This is a genomic window from Pseudofulvibacter geojedonensis (genome assembly GCF_042675745.1).
Classification (GTDB): domain Bacteria; phylum Bacteroidota; class Bacteroidia; order Flavobacteriales; family Flavobacteriaceae; genus Pseudofulvibacter; species Pseudofulvibacter geojedonensis.
In genome coordinates this window covers 15,192-34,844 of sequence record NZ_JBHTJM010000005.1, presented here as the reverse complement: position 1 = coordinate 34,844, position 19,653 = coordinate 15,192, and the positions used below count along the sequence as shown (strand labels likewise).

General features: G+C 30.7%; 17 protein-coding genes. 16 read left to right on the top strand and 1 reads right to left on the bottom strand.

What is annotated here, in order from left to right:
- Window positions 1-4 precede the first annotated feature (4 nt).
- The 9 genes from ACFQ1O_RS03885 (at window position 5) to ACFQ1O_RS03845 (ending at window position 10,968) form a co-directional block, all read left to right on the top strand.
- Entirely contained in the window at window positions 5-1,861 is a 1,857-nt protein-coding gene (locus ACFQ1O_RS03885; RefSeq protein WP_377713547.1) for a tetratricopeptide repeat protein, read from the top strand.
- A 21-nt stretch (window positions 1,862-1,882) separates the two neighbouring features.
- Window positions 1,883-4,063: a tetratricopeptide repeat protein gene (locus ACFQ1O_RS03880; RefSeq protein WP_377713545.1), complete on the top strand. Its 2,181-nt coding sequence runs from the start codon at window positions 1,883-1,885 to the stop codon at window positions 4,061-4,063.
- A 60-nt stretch (window positions 4,064-4,123) separates the two neighbouring features.
- Window positions 4,124-6,022 carry a histidine kinase dimerization/phosphoacceptor domain -containing protein gene (locus ACFQ1O_RS03875; protein ID WP_377713543.1) on the top strand — a complete coding sequence of 633 codons (1,899 nt, stop codon included), beginning with the start codon at window positions 4,124-4,126 and terminating at the stop codon, window positions 6,020-6,022.
- Window positions 6,023-6,025: 3 nt separating this feature from the next.
- On the top strand, window positions 6,026-8,110 hold the full coding sequence (locus tag ACFQ1O_RS03870) for a tetratricopeptide repeat protein (protein ID WP_377713945.1): 2,085 nt from the start codon (window positions 6,026-6,028) through the stop codon (window positions 8,108-8,110).
- A gap of 148 nt (window positions 8,111-8,258) precedes the next feature.
- A complete protein-coding gene (locus tag ACFQ1O_RS03865; RefSeq protein WP_377713541.1) occupies window positions 8,259-9,008 on the top strand; it encodes a cyclase family protein in 750 nt (249 codons plus the stop codon).
- Window positions 9,008-9,607 (top strand): DUF4230 domain-containing protein, encoded by a 600-nt coding sequence (locus ACFQ1O_RS03860; RefSeq protein ID WP_377713539.1) that lies wholly within the window; start codon window positions 9,008-9,010, stop codon window positions 9,605-9,607. Before ACFQ1O_RS03865 ends, ACFQ1O_RS03860 begins: the two co-directional genes overlap by 1 nt.
- Before the next feature lie 12 nt (window positions 9,608-9,619).
- Entirely contained in the window at window positions 9,620-10,147 is a 528-nt protein-coding gene (locus ACFQ1O_RS03855; RefSeq protein ID WP_377713537.1) for a hypothetical protein, read from the top strand.
- A 5-nt stretch (window positions 10,148-10,152) separates the two neighbouring features.
- A complete protein-coding gene (locus ACFQ1O_RS03850) occupies window positions 10,153-10,527 on the top strand; it encodes an MmcQ/YjbR family DNA-binding protein (RefSeq protein WP_377713535.1) in 375 nt (124 codons plus the stop codon).
- A 66-nt stretch (window positions 10,528-10,593) separates the two neighbouring features.
- Window positions 10,594-10,968: a hypothetical protein gene (locus tag ACFQ1O_RS03845; protein WP_377713533.1), complete on the top strand. Its 375-nt coding sequence runs from the start codon at window positions 10,594-10,596 to the stop codon at window positions 10,966-10,968.
- Between the two features lie 16 nt (window positions 10,969-10,984).
- On the opposite strand, the gene ACFQ1O_RS03840 is transcribed toward ACFQ1O_RS03845, so the two are convergent.
- The gene (locus ACFQ1O_RS03840) at window positions 10,985-11,845 is read right to left on the bottom strand and encodes an AraC family transcriptional regulator (RefSeq protein WP_377713531.1); all 861 of its coding nucleotides are present in this window, start codon (window positions 11,843-11,845) and stop codon (window positions 10,985-10,987) included.
- A gap of 144 nt (window positions 11,846-11,989) precedes the next feature.
- Between ACFQ1O_RS03840 and ACFQ1O_RS03835 the strand changes: the two genes are divergently transcribed.
- The 7 genes from ACFQ1O_RS03835 (at window position 11,990) to ACFQ1O_RS03805 (ending at window position 19,478) form a co-directional block, all read left to right on the top strand.
- The gene (locus tag ACFQ1O_RS03835) at window positions 11,990-12,919 is read left to right on the top strand and encodes a dihydrodipicolinate synthase family protein (RefSeq protein ID WP_377713529.1); all 930 of its coding nucleotides are present in this window, start codon (window positions 11,990-11,992) and stop codon (window positions 12,917-12,919) included.
- A 19-nt stretch (window positions 12,920-12,938) separates the two neighbouring features.
- The gene (locus ACFQ1O_RS03830) at window positions 12,939-13,208 is read left to right on the top strand and encodes a DUF1272 domain-containing protein (RefSeq protein ID WP_377713527.1); all 270 of its coding nucleotides are present in this window, start codon (window positions 12,939-12,941) and stop codon (window positions 13,206-13,208) included.
- 60 nt (window positions 13,209-13,268) lie between these two features.
- Complete coding sequence (locus ACFQ1O_RS03825; RefSeq protein ID WP_377713525.1) at window positions 13,269-14,792, top strand: aldehyde dehydrogenase (NADP(+)); 1,524 nt, start codon at window positions 13,269-13,271, stop codon at window positions 14,790-14,792.
- 1 nt (window position 14,793) lies between these two features.
- Window positions 14,794-15,807, top strand: coding sequence for a 4-hydroxyproline epimerase (locus ACFQ1O_RS03820; protein ID WP_377713523.1), 1,014 nt, complete (start codon window positions 14,794-14,796; stop codon window positions 15,805-15,807).
- A 106-nt stretch (window positions 15,808-15,913) separates the two neighbouring features.
- Complete coding sequence (locus ACFQ1O_RS03815) at window positions 15,914-16,204, top strand: four helix bundle protein (RefSeq protein ID WP_377713521.1); 291 nt, start codon at window positions 15,914-15,916, stop codon at window positions 16,202-16,204.
- Between the two features lie 140 nt (window positions 16,205-16,344).
- Window positions 16,345-17,580, top strand: a complete 1,236-nt coding sequence (locus ACFQ1O_RS03810) for an NAD(P)/FAD-dependent oxidoreductase (protein ID WP_377713519.1) — start codon at window positions 16,345-16,347, stop codon at window positions 17,578-17,580.
- 203 nt (window positions 17,581-17,783) lie between these two features.
- Window positions 17,784-19,478: an AIPR family protein gene (locus tag ACFQ1O_RS03805; protein WP_377713517.1), complete on the top strand. Its 1,695-nt coding sequence runs from the start codon at window positions 17,784-17,786 to the stop codon at window positions 19,476-19,478.
- Window positions 19,479-19,653 lie beyond the last annotated feature (175 nt).

Below are 19,653 nucleotides of genomic sequence, written 5' to 3'. Positions count from 1 at the left end.
GTTAATGCCCATTTCTGTTTTTGGGCAAAAGTATGCCAATAAAGACTACTATCTTATTGACAGTTTAGAGCTTGATAAATTATCCGATGCAGATAAATTAATTCTTAATAAAGCACTAACCAATTATTATAAAACAGATTTAGATTCTTTAAAGCTAAAACATATTAACAGTATAATAGAGCTTTCTTGGGATGAAAAATTGTGGACCCGCTACAATAGCTGGATGAACCAATACTTAACTAACAAGTTAAAAGGAGTCGGCTTAAGTAAAAAACTTACACCAGAAAATAAGCTGTTATTTAGTTATTTGGCGGCAACAATAAATAATAAAGCTATTATTACTCATGAAAAGGGTAATTATGTACAAGCCTTAAAATATTATCACGAGTGTATTGCTATACAAGAGCAGATAAAAGATAGTGTGTTATTGCCAGAAGCTTATAACAATCTTGGCTCATTGTACCACGATATAAGAAATTATAAAAAGGCAGAACACTTTTATAGTAAGTCATTGTTGCTTTGTAAAAAATATAATAACTATCGTTGTGTAGCTATGGCATTGACAAACTTGGGTCAGATATTTTCTGATAGAAAAGAATTAGACTCTGCGTTAAATTATTTAGAAAGAAGTCTTCGAGTTAGGGAATTTTCAGAAGAAACTTATGGAATAGGAATTACATACGATTTAATTGGAGAAGTATACTTTAGAAAAAATGATTATGCAAAGGCTATAGATTATTACACAAAAAGCTTAGAATTAGAAAGAAAGCATAATGATTATAAAGGAGCAGCTATATCATTAATCTATTTAGGAAATGTTTATGTACAGCAGAAGAAGTACAAAGAAGCAAAAATAAAAGGATTAGAAGCATTAGAACTGGCTCAGAAAGAAAAAGCTTTAGAAAGCCAAGTAAAAGCTACTAAACTTTTAAGAGATGTTTATTTAGGAGTTGAAAATTGGAAAGAAGCTTTTGCAATGGAGCAACATTATTCTAAACTCAAAGATAGTATTCAAAACGATAGAATAGAAGAGTCTATTTTAATCAAGCAAGCTTCTTTCGATTTAGAACAAAAACAAAAAGAGATCGCATTATTATCAGCTAAAAACGACTTGCAAAAGTTAACATTAAGAAATAATAAAATAGTATTATGTATTGCCATTATTGGAATATTCTTAATATCACTGATAGCATTTTTTACCAGAAGAGTTTTAAATAAAAACAAACAAGCATCAAGGCTTTTAAGTCAGCAAAACGAAGAAAAGCAAGTTATGATGAAAGAAATTCATCATCGAGTAAAAAATAATCTGCAAGTAGTAAATAGTTTATTGAGGTTACAATCTTATGAAGTTGAAGATACTAGAGTTGTAGAGATGTTTAAAAATACTCAGCGCAGAGTCCTATCTATGGCTAAATTACATGAGAACATGTATAGTACAGAAAATTTAAAACTGATTAATGTTAGAAAGCATCTAACAGAATTGGTTTCAGACATTATTACTAGCTATGGTTTAGGAAAAGACATCAATTCTAAAATGAATATTATTGACGAAGAGTTTAGTATAAAGACACTATTGCCTTTAAGTTTAATTGTGAATGAAATAATTACTAATTCTTTAAAATATGCATTTACCCATAAAGACGCAGGTAGTGTTATACTAGAGTTGAAAAAAGTTGGTCATCAAGACTTTGAAATGATTATTGGAGATAATGGTATAGGTTTTCATCCGCTAGATGAGAGTAGCGGATTAGGAACTAAACTAATTAATATATTTACAAGACAGTTAGGAGGTTCTATAAAAATTTTAAATAAGAAAGGAGCTTTTTACTTGCTAAAATTCAAAATAGATGATGAATTATAAGCCTAGTTTATAAAAATCTAAATGAATAAAGTACTTATAAATACCATATTATTACTATTGGCCATTCTCTATGGTTCGGTACTTTATTCACAAAAAAAAACAGATCAAAATTATTATTTAATAGATAGCATTGATCTCAGTATTTTAAGTGAAAAAGAGAAAACTCTTATAGACACTTCTTTGGTTAGTTTTCATAGGGCTACGCAAGATACCTTAAAAGCTAAGATAATTAATAGTTTGGTGGCTTATTCTTCTAATGAAAAAATATGGCCTAAATACAATGCATGGCTCACTAATTTTACAACTAAAAAAATAGAGACCCCTAATTTATCTGCTAAAGAAAAAGATCTTTTAATAAACATTAAAGCTTTAACATTAAACAATGAGGGATACAGGTTAAAAAGAAAATCTAGATATAAAGAAGCATTAGAGGTTTATTTTAGAAGCTTAGCAGCATTAGAAAAAATAGGAGATAAAAATGGACAAAGTAATGTGTTAAACAATATAGGAAGTTCTTATAAAAGTTTAGGAGAAATATCTAAGGCATTAGAGTATTATGAAAAGAGCTTAGTATTAAAGAAAAGCGCTAAAAATAAAAAAGGAGAGGCTTATACATTAAACAACATTGCCATTATTTATAGAAATTTAGGCGATATAAATAAATCTTTAGAAACATATTTTAGTAGTTTAAAAGTATTAGAATCCTTAAATGATAAAAGAGGTATTGCTGCTGTACACAATAATATAGCAGCAATATATGAAGCACAAGGAAACAAGAAAAAAGCAAAAGACTATTTAGAAAAAAGCATAGCCTTAAATTATGAGATCGATAATAAGGCCTCTATCGCAAATACTTTAAACCACTTGGCGTTTATTTATAAAGATGAAGGAAATAATGATAAGTGTTTAGAATATATTAAAAAGGGGTTAGATCTATACAAAGAAATTGATGATGAGAGCGGCATTGCAAGTTCATTAAGAGAGTTAGCAATCTTTTATATCGAGAGTAATCATCAAGAAAATGCAGTTTTATTATTAAATGAATCGTTAGAAATTCTTAATAGAATTAATGAAAAAGAAGGACAAATAAAGACATTAAACATATTAGGTAAATATTATTTAGATAAAAACAATATTCAAAAAGCTAAAGCTTATATGTTAACAAGCATGCAGTTGTCTAAAGAGTTAGGATTTCCAAGAGAAATAAAAACTGCTGCTAAAATACTAGCTACTATTTACGAGAAAGAAAAAGATTTTGTAAAAGCTTATAAAATGCAAAAGCTGTATGTTAAAATGCATGATAGTATTAGAAATAAGTCTATTCACGAAAGTATTTTAAAGCAACAAGCAAAGTTTGACATCAGTAAAAAAGAACAAGAAATAAAAGTTCTTTCGGCTCAAAACGATTTGCTAAAAAAAGACAAGCAATTGCAAGAAGCCCATATTAATAAAAATAGAGTTACAATAGTGTTAATTTCTCTAGCTTTAGTACTGGTAATTGTGTTGATGTTTATTTATTGGAAATGGAATGAAAAGAAAAAAAAGATATATCAACTTCTTAAAGCTCAAAAAGAAGAGATTAGTTTAAAAAATGATGAGAAAACAGCCATGCTACAAGAAATTCATCATAGAGTAAAAAATAATTTACAAACGGTTAATAGTTTGTTAAGCCTCCAAGCAAAAGATATTAAAGACCCAGAGATAGTCGCCAAGTTCAAAGAAACTCAAAAAAGAATTATTACAATAGCATCTTTGCATGAAAAAATGTACGGAACAGATAATTTAAAACATATCGATGTTAAAGAACATTTAACATCGTTAACAAAAGATTTAGTTAATACATATGCTGTAGACAAGAATATTCAATTATCTATAAATATAGATCCGGTTACTTTTGGCATAAAAACATTAGTTCCTTTAGGTTTAATTATCAATGAGGTAGTAATTAATTCGTTAAAGTATGCATTTGTAGGTAAGAGAATAGGAGAAATAAGCATTCAGCTAAAAGCCTTAGGAAAACAAAGTTTTGAAATGTTAATTAAAGACGATGGAATGGGCTTAAATAAGGATACTAAAAAAGGATTAGGGTCGCGATTAATTAAAATATTTACCAAGCAACTTCGAGGTAAAGTAGAACAAATCAATCATACTGGTTTAGGTTATAAAATAGTTTTTCATGCCATAGACGATCTAAATTTCTAAAAATAGGATAGTTTGATAAATTGCTATTTTGTATCTTTAATATAGTCTAATTGTTTACTTATGTTTTTTGATATTAAGAGTACATTTTTTAATGTTCTATTATGTCTATTAGTTTTTCTCTTACCCAATAAGAATTTTTCACAAAATTTTGCAGACAAAAACTATTACTTAATAGATAGTTTGCAGTATGCCAAATTAGTATCAAGTGAAAAAGAATTGATAGATAACTCACTTAAAATTTATTACGATAGCAAAGAGGAAATATCTAAATTAGAAGCTATTAATGCTATTGTAGAAAATTCTAACGTAGATGAGGTATGGCATAAATACAACAAATGGATGTATGAATATACATTAAAGGCTTTACCCGATAATATTGGCAATAAAAAAGTAAATAAACGCAACAAATATTTGCTGCAATACCATGCAAATTCTATAAACAATACGGGTATTATTTATAATGATAAAGGAGATTATCCTAAGGCTTTAGAGCACTATTATAAAAGTCTTACTATTAGAGAAAAAATACAAGATTCATTAAAATACCCAGAGATATACGGAAATATTTCTACCATTTACTGGTCATTAAGAAATTTTAAAAAAGCAGAAAGTGTTCTTGAAAAAGGAATTGCCATAGCAAAAAAAAATAATGATCAAATAATGAGTTCGATGCTCTTGTCTAATCTTGCTTCAATTTACTTAGAAGAGGAAAGATATCAAGAAGCAGAAGAGTTAATAAATCAAAATATAAAACTAAGTAAACAGTTTAAAAACAAAGTAGATGTTGGCCAACTTTTTATGATTAAGGCTAGTGTTAATTTACTTAGAGAGGATACAGAAAATGCTTTAATAGAAATTAAAAAAGCCTTAGACATATTTGAAGCTCATGGATATGTTCACGGAAAACTATCTGCTTTAAGAATTTTAGTAAAAATATATATAAAAAAAGGCCAGAATGGAATTGCTAAAACCAATGCTCTTAATTATTTAGAACTTTCAGAGAAGTCTAGAGATCCAGAAAATGTATTAGAATCAGCCTTACTATTATCTACTATTTATAAAGAAGAGGGCAACTGGAAAGAAGCGTTACCAATGACAGAGCTATACTATAAAATGAGAGATAGTATTAGTAGTTCAGAAATAGAAAAGGAATTAATAAGAGAAAAAGCAGCTTACGATGTTGCCGTTAAAGAACAAGAAATTGAGCGACAGAAATACGATTTAGAAAGAAGAAAATACTTTATAATTTTTATATCTATAGCACTGTTTTTGGCCTTACTTTCAACCTTGTTTTACTTTAATAGTTATAAGAAAAAGCAAATCATAAATAAATTATTAGAACGTCAAAAAGCAGATATAAGTAAGAAAAACGAAGCCAAAAAACACATGCTGCAAGAAATACACCATAGAATAAAAAATAATTTACAAGTGGTTAATAGTTTGCTTAGAATGCAGTCTAGTAAAATGAAAGATGAAGAAATGATTGCTATGTTCAAGCAAACACAAAGTAGAGTGAATTCTATGGCTAAATTGCATGAAAAAATGTATCAATCGGGAGATTTAAAACAAGTTAATACAAAAGACTACTTAACCTCACTTATTCATGAAATTGTTTCAAATTATACAGTAGATAAAAAGATAAATTTAAAAATAGATATAGAATCTATTTATTTAGATTCTCAAACCTTAATGCCACTAAGTTTGATTATTAATGAGTTGATTACCAACTCTTTAAAGTATGCTTTTAAAGAACAAGAAGAAGGAACTGTCACGGTTCAGCTAAATTCAGTAGCCAACTCTAAACATGAATTATATGTAGCAGACAATGGGACTGGTTTTAGAAAAGAGAAAAGTACAGAAGGATTGGGAGCTAAATTAATCAATTCATTTACAAGGCAGTTAGATGGCCATATAGAAGTTATAATCGGACAAGGAACAGCTTATAAAATAACATTTTAAAAAATCACTATTAAACAAAAAATACACATATCGTTTTTTATTTTTCTCTGCTTTTGCGGAAAAATACTATTTGCTCAGTTTTCAGAAGATCAAAATAGAAAAATTGATTCACTAAATGAACTAATAAAAAACGCTAAACACGACACTATTTTAGCGAATTCATATGTAGAGTTAGCAGACCTCTTATATTTATCTAATATAGATACCTTAGAATATTTAAGTGAAAAATCAATATCTATTGCTAAAAAAAACCTATCCTTAAATCTTTCTGATAAAGAAGAAAACAGTTTCTTAAGAGCCTTATCGCTTTCTAACAACAATTTAGGTTATGTAAGTTATATTAAAGGTAATTACTCAAAGGCATTAGAATATTATGAAATAAGTTTAAATCTCGATAGAGATATTGGCGACGAAGAAGGTGTAGCAACTAGTTTCACCAATATAGGAAGTGTTTATTTAATTAAAGGAAATTCACCAAAAGCCCTCGAATATTATAAAAAAGGATTAGCTATTACAGAAAAAATTGGAGATGATAAAAGTATAGCAGCTTCACTTAATAACATAGGCTATATATATAAAACCCAAGGAAGCGTTAAGGAAGGCTTAGAGTATTATCATAGAAGCTTAAGGTTGCACGAAAAGTTAAATGATAAAAATGGTATAGCTGTTTTAAGAACCAATATCGGTTCAATTTATCAAGAACAAGGTGAAGCAAAAAAAGCTTTAGAATATTATAATGAAAGCTTAAAAATACATCAGGAAATTGGAAATAAAATAGGAGTAGCTTATTCACTAAACAGTTTGGGCCAGGTTTGTTTAGATCAGGGCGATTTAGAAAAAAGTTTAGACTACTATCAAAAAAGTTTAAAACTTAGAGAAGAAATAGGGCAAAAAAATGAAATAGCTGTTTCTTTAGGTAATATAGGTTTTGTTTACGAAGGACTAAACAACTTTGAAAAAAGTTTAGACTACTATCAAAAAAGCTTAGAGATAAGTAAGGAAGTTGGCGATAAAAAAGAAATTTCTAGATCCTTGAGTAATATTGCAAGAATCTATTTCGAGCAAGGTAAATTACGTACAGCAAAAGCAATGGCTCAGCAAAGTTTAGAACTAGCTCAAGACTTAGGGTTTCCAGAGTCAATTATGTTTCCATCTAATTTGTTAACTAAAATTTATCAAAAAGAAAACAATTGGAGAGATGCCTTTAAAATGAAAGATCTCTACAACTCAATGCGAGATAGTATCTATAATAAGGAAACAGAAAAAGAAGCTATTAGACAAGAATCTAAATACGAAATAGAAAAGAAAGAGCAAAAAATATTACTTCTATCAACCAAAAATGAATTGCAAGAAGTAAAGCTAGATCGAAATCGCAAAACCATTACTTTCGTATCAATATTATCTGGTATTCTTTTAATTCTAATTATTCTAGCTTACAGGAACAACCAGAAAAAGAAAATTATCAATGCATTGTTAACACAACAGAATAAAGAAAAAAATGCAATGCTTAAAGAAATTCATCATAGAGTAAAAAACAACCTCCAAGTAGTAAATACCTTATTAAAACTACAGTCTAGAGAAATAGACGACGAAAATATTGTTTCGATGTTTACAGAGGCTCAAAATAGAGTTGTTTCTATGGCATTATTGCATGAAAAAATGTATCGTTCAGATGATTTGCAATATATAGATGTACAAGACCATATCACACTATTAGTAGATGATTTACTGAAAACATATGTAGTTAAAAAAGACATTCAACTAGATATAAAAATTTCAGATGTTGTAGTGGGTATTAGAACTCTTGTGCCTCTTGGTTTAATTATCAATGAAATTATAACCAACTCTTTAAAACATGCTTTTAATAACAGAGATCAGGGAAAAATAACAGTTGATTTAAAAAAACTTGAGAACGAAAATTTTGAAATGATTATAGGTGATGATGGAGAAGGTACAACCGAAAAAGTAAAGAGTGAAGGATTAGGAAAAAGATTGATAAGAACTTTTACCAAGCAATTAAAAGGAACCATAGAACAATTAGAGCAGCCAGGAACAGTTTTTAAAATAGTTTTCGAAAAAATAGATTAAAGCAGCGTAAAAACGAATATGTTCCTCCTTGTTTAATAAAAAAACTCTATTTAAAACCATAGCAAACTTAAGCAGTATGTTCTTTTTTAAAAAAGAACTATATCTTTACAGAAAAGCTATGAATAGATTGGTTTTTAAAATAAAGTGAATGATCGCAACCATACAGCATAACAATATCAATTTTCAAGTAGATTTATCTAAACCTATAGATATTTCAATGCCTTTAAAAGCTGCCAAAAACAATCCAAATGCGTGGTATTTAGACGCTCCGATAATTGAACCGGTTGTTATGGGTGATTTTGTTGGAAGTGTATCCAAAGGAGCTTCAACTAATTTTAATAATATACAATTCAACCCACATGCTCATGGTACACATACTGAGTGTGTAGGTCATATTACTAAAGAGTTTTACAGTATTAATGAGCAGTTAAAAACTTTCTTTTTTACAGCTGAAGTAATTAGTATTCAACCAGAAAAAATAAATGACGATTTAGTCATTACTAAAAAGCAATTACAAGAAGCAATTAAAGCTCATCCAGAAGCTATTGTTATCAGGACATTACCTAATCTAGAAGATAAATTAAACAAACAATATTCTAATAGTAATCCACCTTATATAGAAGAGAAAGGAGCCGTTTATTTAAGAGAATTAGGAATAAAACATTTGCTAATAGATTTGCCAAGTGTAGATAAAGAAAAAGATGGTGGTGAGCTACTAAGCCATAATGCTTTTTGGAACACCAAAGGAGAGCTGCGATTAGACGCTACTATAACGGAGTTTATTTATGTGCCTACTGAAGTAGAAGATGGAATGTATTTATTAAATCTCCAAATAGCACCGTTTCATAACGATGCCTCTCCAAGTAAACCTGTTTTATTTAAAATAATTAACGTGTAATGGAGAGTTTAGTAGAAGCGGTTTTAGGAATTATTTTAGGTGCCATTATTGCCTATTGGTTGTTTAACTTATTCAAGAAAAAGAACTCTCGAGAGTTAACCGAAAGACAGTCGGTTATTTTATTAGAAAAGATAAAAAAGGTGTGTAAGCTTATTACGGTAGAAGGAGATTTCTCAGAAATATACCATTACGAGAATACTACCGAACACTTATTCAAGTTAATACCGAGTAAGAAAAAAGCATTGGTAGTGGTTAATGCAAAGGCTTCTGTTGGTTACGATTTGAGTAAGATTATAATTGAAGCTCAAAACAATTCCAAAACAGTAAAGCTTACTCAGTTTCCAGAACCAGAAGTATTGTCTATAGAAACCGACTTTAAATACTACGATAAAAAAGACGGCATTTTTAACCGTTTTGGGATAGAAGATTTAACCAACTTAAATAAAGAAGCTAAGGCTCATATTCTAGATAAAATTCCTGAAAGCGGATTAATAGATTCTGCAAAGAAAGAAGCTTTAGAGAGTATTTTACTAATGGAAGCCATTGTAGCAACTATTGGTTGGAAACTAGATTATAAAACTTTAGAATTACCAGAGTAAATTAAAAAAAATATGAAGAGAGTTATAACTTTATTTTTAATGTTTTTTGTTTTGATAGGGAAATCTGAGACAGCTGCTGATTCAATAAAAATAAAGAAAAACCTTTTGAAGTTAGATAGTGTTTTAGTTCATAAGTCAATTCAAGATAAAAAAGCAAAAGAGTTTATAGAAAAAGAATGTTTGTTAGATAGTTTGTTTTGTGGACAAATTGTAAGAGGGCAATACAAATCATATAAATATAATGATGAGTGGACTATGGATTTAGTTGGATATTCATTTAAAGGAAGTAAACTAGAAAATGATTCAGAGTCATTTTTTATATTAACTATATATAGAAATAAAGATCAATGGTACACGAAGATATTTTCAGATTTAATGGGAGAAATACAAGTAAACCTGTATGGTCTTGAAGATGACAAACATAATGAACAAATAAAAGTTTGGGGTTATTCTTATCCATATTTTGATTCAGAATATGGGAAGTTTGAATTAACAATAACAAATGGTATAGGTTCTTGTAATTACGAATTTTCTAAATAAATAAAATGAACATAGAAAGCTACAGAGAATATTGTTTGTCTAAAGCACATACTACCGAATCTTTTCCGTTCGATGAAGATGTACTGGTGTTTAAAGTAGCGAATAAAATGTTTGCCCTTACATCTCTTAAAAAATGGGAAGAAGGAGATACTTCTGTCAATTTAAAATGTGATCCTGATTGGGCTTTAGAATTAAGAGGGCAATACGAGCAAAGTATTATCCCAGGATATCATATGAGTAAAGTACACTGGAATACGGTAAACATTACCAATGGCGAACTATCTGAAGACTTTATAAAAGAACTTATAGATCACTCCTACCATTTAGTAGTAAAAAGCTTGACCAAAAAACTGCAACGAGAGTTGGGGTTTATTGAATAGTGATAAATAGTAAAGCTTATCGAATATTTAATTCACATATACCTTTTCTTTCGATTTTGGATAACTATGATTTATAATAAAAATTCATTACCAAAAGAATCTAAGATTTTAAATCCAAAAATGGAGATCGAGGGCATGTCTTGGGCAATTTTCTGGGAGGATGAAGGTTTGCCAAACCCATCATATAATTTGACTCGTGCTTTTATATATGTAACTCATTATAGGACTTGTATAATAGTTGGTGACTTAAGTAAGATATCTGATTATGGTCCAAAATATTTTAATAAATTTTTATACAAACTTGCGAAGTTTTATTTTCCTGATTGGATTGGCTTTACTGAGAGTAGATGTTCTTATAACCCTGATTTGGCAAATAGAATTTTAAGGATTCAGAAAGTGGCTGAATGGCGAGTGAATAAAATGTTTGATTCGGAAATTTAAAAGCTATACTGTTAAATTAGTATGTAGACCCAGTTACCATCTTTTTCCTAAACTCATTAGGTGTCACTTTTTTTATGAGTTTAAACTTTCGGTTGTAATTAGAAATATTATTAAATCCGCATTGGTAAGCAATTTCAGCTATAGATAATTCGTTGTTTCTAGCTAATAGCGTACAAGAATTTTCTATACGTATTTCGTTTAAAAACTGAACAAAGGTTTTATTAGTTCGTTGCTTAAAATACCTGCAAAAGGCATTCGGAGACATGGCTGCTACTTTGGCCACCTCATCTAAAGAAATGTCTCTTTGAAATTGGTTCAAGGCTAGTTCAAAAACAGCACTCATTCTTCTTCCTTCGTTATCTGTATATAATTTTTTCTTCGAGAAAGAGGAAACCGTTTCGTATTCAGATACAATAAGGGTTTCAATAATTTCTAAAAAGCTAATGAAGCGTTTTAAGTTACTTTCTTTTGCTAGAGTAATAAATTTATCTTTTAGTAATTCTTGATTGTTTTTTAACTTAATACCTAATGAGGCTTTCTCAATAAACTGTTTTGTTTTTTTTAACTCTTGTAATTCGAAAAAATCTTGACCAAAACTATCTAAAGTAAAGAAAATAGAAATCATAGAAGACGAATCACAAGCATCAATATCACTTTTTAATACGTGAGGTACGTGACTTCCAAATACTAAAACATCATTAGGCTTATATTCTTTAATGGTATCTCCAACAATAAAAGTTCCTTTTCCATCTAAAATATAAGATAACTGTACCTCTTCATGTTGGTGTAACTTGTCATAAAAAACCTCACCATAATCTTGTTCAATAATTAAGGTGTCGGTAGAAGATTTTGGTATTTTAAAGGGTAGAACTTTCACGTTATCAATATAATATTGATTCAAAATTAATTAAAAATTACACTTAAATTATAATTTAAGGTAATATAGTATCATTATTGGGTATTCTTGATGAATAATAAAGACTCATTGTGCTTCTATCTTTGTACTATTAAAACAAACGATATGGCAACAATTAATTGGAAAGGGGTAATGCCTGCAGTAACAACTAAGTTTACAGATCAAGATACTTTAGACTTAGCAATGTTTGAAGTTAACATTAAAGCTCAATTAGAAGCGGGCGTTCACGGTATTATTTTAGGAGGAACCTTAGGAGAAGCGAGTACTTTAACAGATGATGAAAAAAGAGTTCTAGTTAGAGAAACCGTAAGAATAGTAGAAGGAAAAATACCTGTAATAATTAATATAGCAGAACAGACTACTAAGGCTGCAGTAGAAGCTGCTCAAAAAGCAAAAAAAGATGGAGCTAGTGGTTTAATGATGCTACCTCCTATGCGTTATAAAGCAGACGATAGAGAAACGGTGGTTTATTTTAAAGCAGTAGCTAATAGCACCGATTTACCAATAATTGTATATAACAATCCGGTAGATTATGGAATAGAAGTTAGCTTAGATATGTTTGAAGAATTATTGAACGAATGTCCAAACATTCAAGCGGTAAAAGAATCTACCAGAGACATTTCTAATGTGACTCGTATTAAGAATCGTTTTGGAGATCGTTTAGCAATCTTAAGTGGTGTAGATACCTTGGCATTAGAGAGCCTATTATTAGGAGCAGATGGTTGGGTAGCTGGTTTAGTAGATGCTTTTCCAGCAGAAACAGTAGCTATATATACCTTGGCTAAAGCAGGAAGAATAGAAGAAGCTTTAGAAATCTATAGGTGGTTTTTACCAGTATTAGAGTTAGATATTAATGCAAAGTTGGTGCAAAATATTAAGTTAGCTGAGGTAGCTACTGGAATAGGAACCGAAAATGTTAGAGCTCCTCGTTTGCCGTTAATTGGTGAAGAACGCCAGCAAGTATTAGCGATTATCAATAGAGCTTTAGAAACAAGGCCTACACTTCCTGAGTATAAGGAATTAAGTGTAGTATAATATTAGTTATCTTTGAGATATGCTGGAAATAAGACCTAATTGCGAACATTGTAATAAAGATTTGCCATTTGATGCTTCAGATGCGTTGATCTGTACTTTTGAATGTACTTTTTGTGAAGATTGTGTAACTAATGTATTAGAACATGTGTGTCCTAATTGCGGTGGAGACTTTACTAAAAGACCCATTAGGCCAGCAAATTTATTAGAGAAATATCCAGTTTCTACAAAACGAGTGTATAAGCCTGTTGATGTAGAAGCGCATAAAGAGAGAATAAAGAACATCCCTTAATCCACAATTAAAAGCTTAGAGGTACTAGTTGCCTCTAGGTTTTTCATTTTTAGAAAAACTATGGTATCAGGAAAAAATTATATAGGAAATCAACTTTCAGCAAAAGGAACAACAACGTATCAAACGTTTAATCCGAAGCTAAACATCAACAATCAGTATGTTTTTACAGAGGCAACTTCAGAAGAGATAGATGAGGCAGTGCAATTAGCTCATCAAGCATTCAAGGAGTTTAGAAATGTTCCAGGAGAAAAAAGAGCTGAGTTTTTAAATGCCATTGCAGATGAGATTATGGCTTTAGACAATGAATTGATAGAAGTTTATATGTCTGAAAGTGGTTTACCAGAAGGAAGAGCAAAAGGAGAAAGAGGTAGAACCGTATTCCAATTGCAATCTTTTGCAGCTTTGGTAAAAGATGAAAACTGGAGAGAAAATACGATTGATTTACCAAATTATGAAAGAGCACCTATACCTAAACCAGATTTAAGAAAAACTTTAATCCCGTTAGGGTCAACTGTAGTTTTTGGAGCAAGTAATTTTCCATTGGCATATTCTACTGCTGGAGGAGATACAGCAAGTGCTCTAGCAGCAGGTTGTCCGGTTATTGTTAAATCACATCCAATGCATGCAGGTACAGGAGAATTAATAGCTTCAGCTATTGTAAAAGCTGCTGAAAAAACAGGAATGCCTAATGGTGTGTTTTCTAACTTAAATAGTAGTGGTATTGAAGTAGGAGAACAATTGGTAAAGCATCCTCAAGTAAAAGCAGTAGGTTTTACAGGTAGTATAAGAGGTGGTAGAGCTTTAATGGATTTAGCGGCTAAGCGATCAGAACCTATACCAGTTTTTGCTGAAATGGGAAGTATTAATCCAGTAATAATTACATCGAATGCTATTGCAAATAGAGGAGAATCTATTGCAGATACTTATGCAAAATCTATCAATTTAGGCACAGGTCAGTTTTGTACCAATCCTGGTTTATTATTAACTATTGATGGAGCAGAAACAAATACTTTTATACAAGACTTAGCTCAAAAAACTACGGCCATTGATCCGCAATGCATGTTGCATCCAAATATTAAGAGTAACTATACTCGTTTAGGTAGTGAGGTAAGCTCTCAAAACGGATTAGAAGTGATAAGTAAATATGAAGCAGCTGTAGAAGAAAACTTTGCTCCTTCACAAGTATCAACTGTTTCGGGGAAAGACTTTTTAAGCAATCCTAAAATGCACCAAGAAGTTTTTGGTCCGTTTTCGGTAGTAGTTAGATGTAAAGATGAGGCTGAATTGATTGAAATTATCGACGGATTAGAAGGGCAATTAACCGGAACGATTTTAGCTGAGAAAGAAGATTATAACAATCTTAGCAATATTATAGATTCACTACAAAACAGAGTAGGTAGAATTATTTTTAATGGAGTACCAACAGGTGTTGAGGTTTGCGAATCTATGACTCATGGAGGACCATATCCAGCTTCTTCAGATTCTAGATTTACTGCAGTAGGAATAGGATCTATCAGACGTTGGGTAAGACCATTTTCATACCAAGATTTTCCAAAAGAATTATTACCTCAATCATTGCAATAGTATGGCTGTAAACAAGACTTTTTTTTGTGTAGATGCTCATACATGTGGTAATCCGGTAAGAGTAGTTGCTGGTGGCGGACCCAATTTGGTGGGAGCTAATATGTCTGAAAAACGCCAACACTTTTTAAAAGAGTACGACTGGATTAGAAAAGGCTTAATGTTTGAACCAAGAGGTCACGATATGATGTCTGGTAGTATATTATATCCGCCTAGCAATCCGGAAAATGATTTTGGGATACTCTTTATAGAAACATCCGGTTGTTTACCTATGTGTGGTCACGGAACCATAGGTACTATTACTATTGCTATAGAAGAAGGTTTGGTAACACCAAAAACTCCTGGAAAAATTAAAATGGAATCTCCAGCGGGTTTGGTAAATATAGAATACCAGCAAACGGGTAAAAAGGTAGACTGGGTTAAGCTTACCAATGTAAAAAGTTACTTAGCGGCAGAAGGTTTAACTATAGATTGCCCAGAATTAGGAGAACTTACTTTTGATGTTTCTTATGGCGGTAATTACTATGCTATTGTAGATCCGCAACAAAACTTTTCGGGTATTCAAGATTTTACGGCTAGTAAGATTATTCAATACAGCCAAGAGGTACGTAAGCGTATTAACGAGAAGTATCCAGATATGTTTATTCATTCAGAAAACGATACCATTAGAGATGTAAGTCATATGTTATGGACGGGCACTCCGTTAGATGCTAGCTCTTCTGGAAGGAATGCTGTTTTTTATGGAGACAAAGCTATAGACAGAAGCCCTTGTGGTACAGGAACCTCAGCACGTATGGCTCAATTACATGCCAAGGGAAAGTTAAAAAAAGGAGAGGAGTTTATACACGAGAGTTTTATTGGTAGCAAGTTTATTGGTAGAATAGAAGAAGAAACTATACTTGATGGTAAAACAGCTATTGTACCTAGTATTCAAGGTTGGGCAAAAGTGTATGGCTATAATACTATTAAAATAGACGAAGAAGATGATCCCTACGCATTTGGTTTTCAGGTTATCTAATAATTAGTTAATGTAGAAATGAGTTAAAGGAATAATGAGATGTTTGGATAATGATATAATGAGACAGTGAATTAGTTGAATAATGGAATAATGAATTAATATAGGTATGAGTAAGTTAGAATTTATAGAAGTATTTAAAAAGAGAACAAAAAAATTATCGATTGATATTATTCTATTACTGAATACTCAGAAAAAATCTCCTGCCATTAATGTGATAACATATCAACTTATTAAAAGTGCTACTTCTACCGCTGCGAATTATAGAGCTTCATGTATAGCGAGATCTAAAAAAGAATTTTATGCTAAGATGTCTATAACTGCTGAAGAAGCAGATGAAACCGTTTTTTGGCTTGAAATATTATTAGATAGTAAACTAATTGAAGAAGAATCAATCTAGCCTTTACTAGATGAAGCAATTGAAATTTCTAAAGTAATAGCCAAGGCAAGAAAAAACACCACATTCAATTAAATCATTCATTTATTATATCATTAAATCATTATCAAATTAACCCATTATTACATTAATTCATTAGTTTCATGAGTAAAAAAGTTAGCATAATTGGTGGCGGAATAATAGGCTTGTGTTCGGCATATTATTTAGCTAAAGAAGGATTGGAGGTAACTGTTTTTGATAAAACAGATATGACCGACGGTTGTTCTTATGGTAATGCTGGTATGATTGTACCTTCTCATGTTATTCCATTGGCTCAACCAGGAATGATTGCTCAAGGAATTAAGTGGATGTTTAACAGCCAAAGTCCGTTTTATGTAAAACCAAGGTTGAGTTCCGATTTATTAAAGTGGGGATGGCAATTCTATAAACACGCCAACCAAAAGCATGTAGAAAAGGCAATGCCGGCTTTACGAGATTTGTCTTTGTTAAGTAAGGAACTTTATCAAGAGTTTGCTAGACAAGACAACTCTTTTTTTTACGAAGAGAAAGGCTTATTGATGCTGTTTAAAACCGATAAGGTAGCGGCAGAAATGCACCACGAAGGAAAGTTAGCAGAAGATTTAGGTTTAGGAGTACGTTATTTATCTAAAGAAGAAGTTACGAAGTTAGAAACAGGTACTACAACCGATGTAATAGGTGGAGTGCATTATACTTCAGATGCACATTTATATCCACAAAAATTCATGCAGTTTTTAAAGCAAGAGTTAGCTGAGTTAGGTGTGAATATTTACGGCAATACCGAAGTAAAAGGTTTTACCATACAAAACGGTTTGGTAACAGCGGTTGAAACCAATAAAGGTTCTTTTGTAACAAATGAGGTGGTATTAGCAACAGGCTCTTGGAGTCCTGAAATTGCTAAGAAGTTACAAGAAAATATTTCATTGCTTCCGGGTAAAGGTTATAGTTTTACCCTTAAAAATAAAAAAGCAAAACCTAATATTCCTAGTATATTGTGTGAAGGCAAGGTAGCGGTAACTCCAATGGCTAATGATATACGTTTTGGCGGGACTATGGAAATTACTCATAACCAAGATACGAGTATTAATATCAATCGAGTAAAAGGTATTGTAAATACCATTAACTACTTTTACCCAGATTTACAGATTGCAATGCCTAAAAAAGAAGAAACTTGGTTTGGTTTTAGACCTTGTACACCTTCTGGTATGCCTATTATTAAAAAATCTCAAAAATTAAGTAATCTAACCATAGCAATAGGTCATGCTATGATGGGCTTAAGTTTGGCGCCAGCAACCGGTAAATTGGTTTCTGAGTTATTATTGGGTAAGTCTACTTCTGTGCCTACAAAAATGTTTCAATAGGCATTCTTTTTTAATTTACATCCTCACTAAAAACAGTGATTTTTCAAATTAACTATTTTGGGTTATTTCTTACATTATTTATTTTGGTTACATTTGGGCAAATGGACTATAGCTTTTTTAGAAAATATAGTCAATACGCATATAAAGATATAAATGTAATTACGTTTATATGTTAGTTACAGGCAAGTGATAAAACAACTATTATGACACTAGAAATATTTTTTACTAAACTAAGATCTGAAATACAAAACTATAATAACGGACGATCAGATTCTTCTGCATTCATAATTTGGTTTTTGGAAAATTTCTTTCGAATTGATAAAGATGACGCTATTGGATGCGTTTGTGATCAAAAAAATGACAAAGGAATAGATGGGATTTTTTTAGATGATGAGGAAGAAATTGTATACCTAATCCAGTCTAAATTTTCGCCCAATGACTTCCAAGAGCAAGGTGATAATGATTTGAGAAACTTTGTTGGCGCTAAAGAATGGTTTAAAAATGAAGAAACGTTACAAAACTTACTTGAAAGCACAGCAAGCCGTGAACTAAAAGCTCTTGTAAATGGAATGAGTTTAATTGAAAAAACTCATTACAAAGTCATTCTTGTTTTTATAACAAATAAGAAGTTTAACACACACGCAAATGAATATATAAATATTACTGATGATTATGAATTTTGGGATTGTGAAAGCTTACTGGAGAAATACACATACTTTGCAGACAATGAAGTTATTTTCCCTGACAAAGACCTTTATCTTACAAATAAATCTTTAATAGAGTATAATTTACCAAATCAAGTAAAAGCAAAAGTTTACTCCATTCCTGCAAAGGAACTAGTCAAACTTGAAGGAATTCAAGACAGAACTTTATTTTATAAAAATGTAAGATATGGTGTCGGTAAGACCAGAGTAAATAAATCTATTAAAAGTAGCATAACTAATCAATCTGAACATCATAACTTTTTTCTATATCACAATGGAATCACGATCATATGTGAGTCATTGAAAACCGGTGAAAATGAAGATAAAATTACAATCGGTAATTATGCAGTAATAAATGGTTGTCAATCAATGCTAACTCTTTATGAAAACAAATCCCATCTAACAAAAAATCTATCAATCCTAACAAAGATCATTGAACTAGATCCAAACTCGTCATTAGTAAAAGACATTACTTATTATGCGAATAATCAGAATTCAATAAGCATAAAAGATTTAAGATCTAATGATTCGGTTCAAAAATCATTACAAAAAGAATTTGAGGAGTTATTCGACAATAAAGTTTTATATAATAGAAAACGAGGCGAAGATGTTAGCAGTTTCAATACAGTTATAGACAAAGATTTCGCTGCGCAACTAATTGCTGCATTTTATCAAAACAAGCCCCACAATACACATTTAAAACAGAAACTTTTTGGAGATGACTATAATTCTATTTTTTCAAGAAATATCTCCGCAGACAAAATTTATTTAGCCTACCTCGTGTTTAGCATTGTAAAAAGTAATGCATCTCTACTTGATAATGAAAAAATCAGAAATTATGGTTTAGCAATTTTCTTTTTCACTAATGTTATAAAAGTCCTATTGGAAGAAGATGAACTAGGTGTTGAAATCTTGAAGGATCCTAAGTCATTTGTTACTGAAAATAATGAAAGACTGAAAGAGTCAATTGAAAAATTATGGAATTTAATAACTCCAGACATAAACTTTGATCTTGAAGAATATACTGCAAAAAATGATGGTTTCTTAGATTATAAAAACGTTTTTAAAAACAGTGTGTTTGTAAAAACAATGTCAAGCAAAATAAAAAGTGATTATGTAAGACTGACAAGAAGAAATATAAATGATAGTTTTAAAGAGATTTATGGTTCAACTCTAAAAGAAACCAGCCTGTAACACTGTATATAGCAAATAGGGTGTTCAGTGGTTTTATGAAAGTTTGGAACTATCTACCAACACCGCCAAATCGTTGATTTGGCTTTTAAAAAATGAATAAATTAAAAACCAAATACAACACTTTGGCTCGGAGTTAGCTTTAAAGTTCAGTGCTTTCTACTGCCCTACTTGCCAT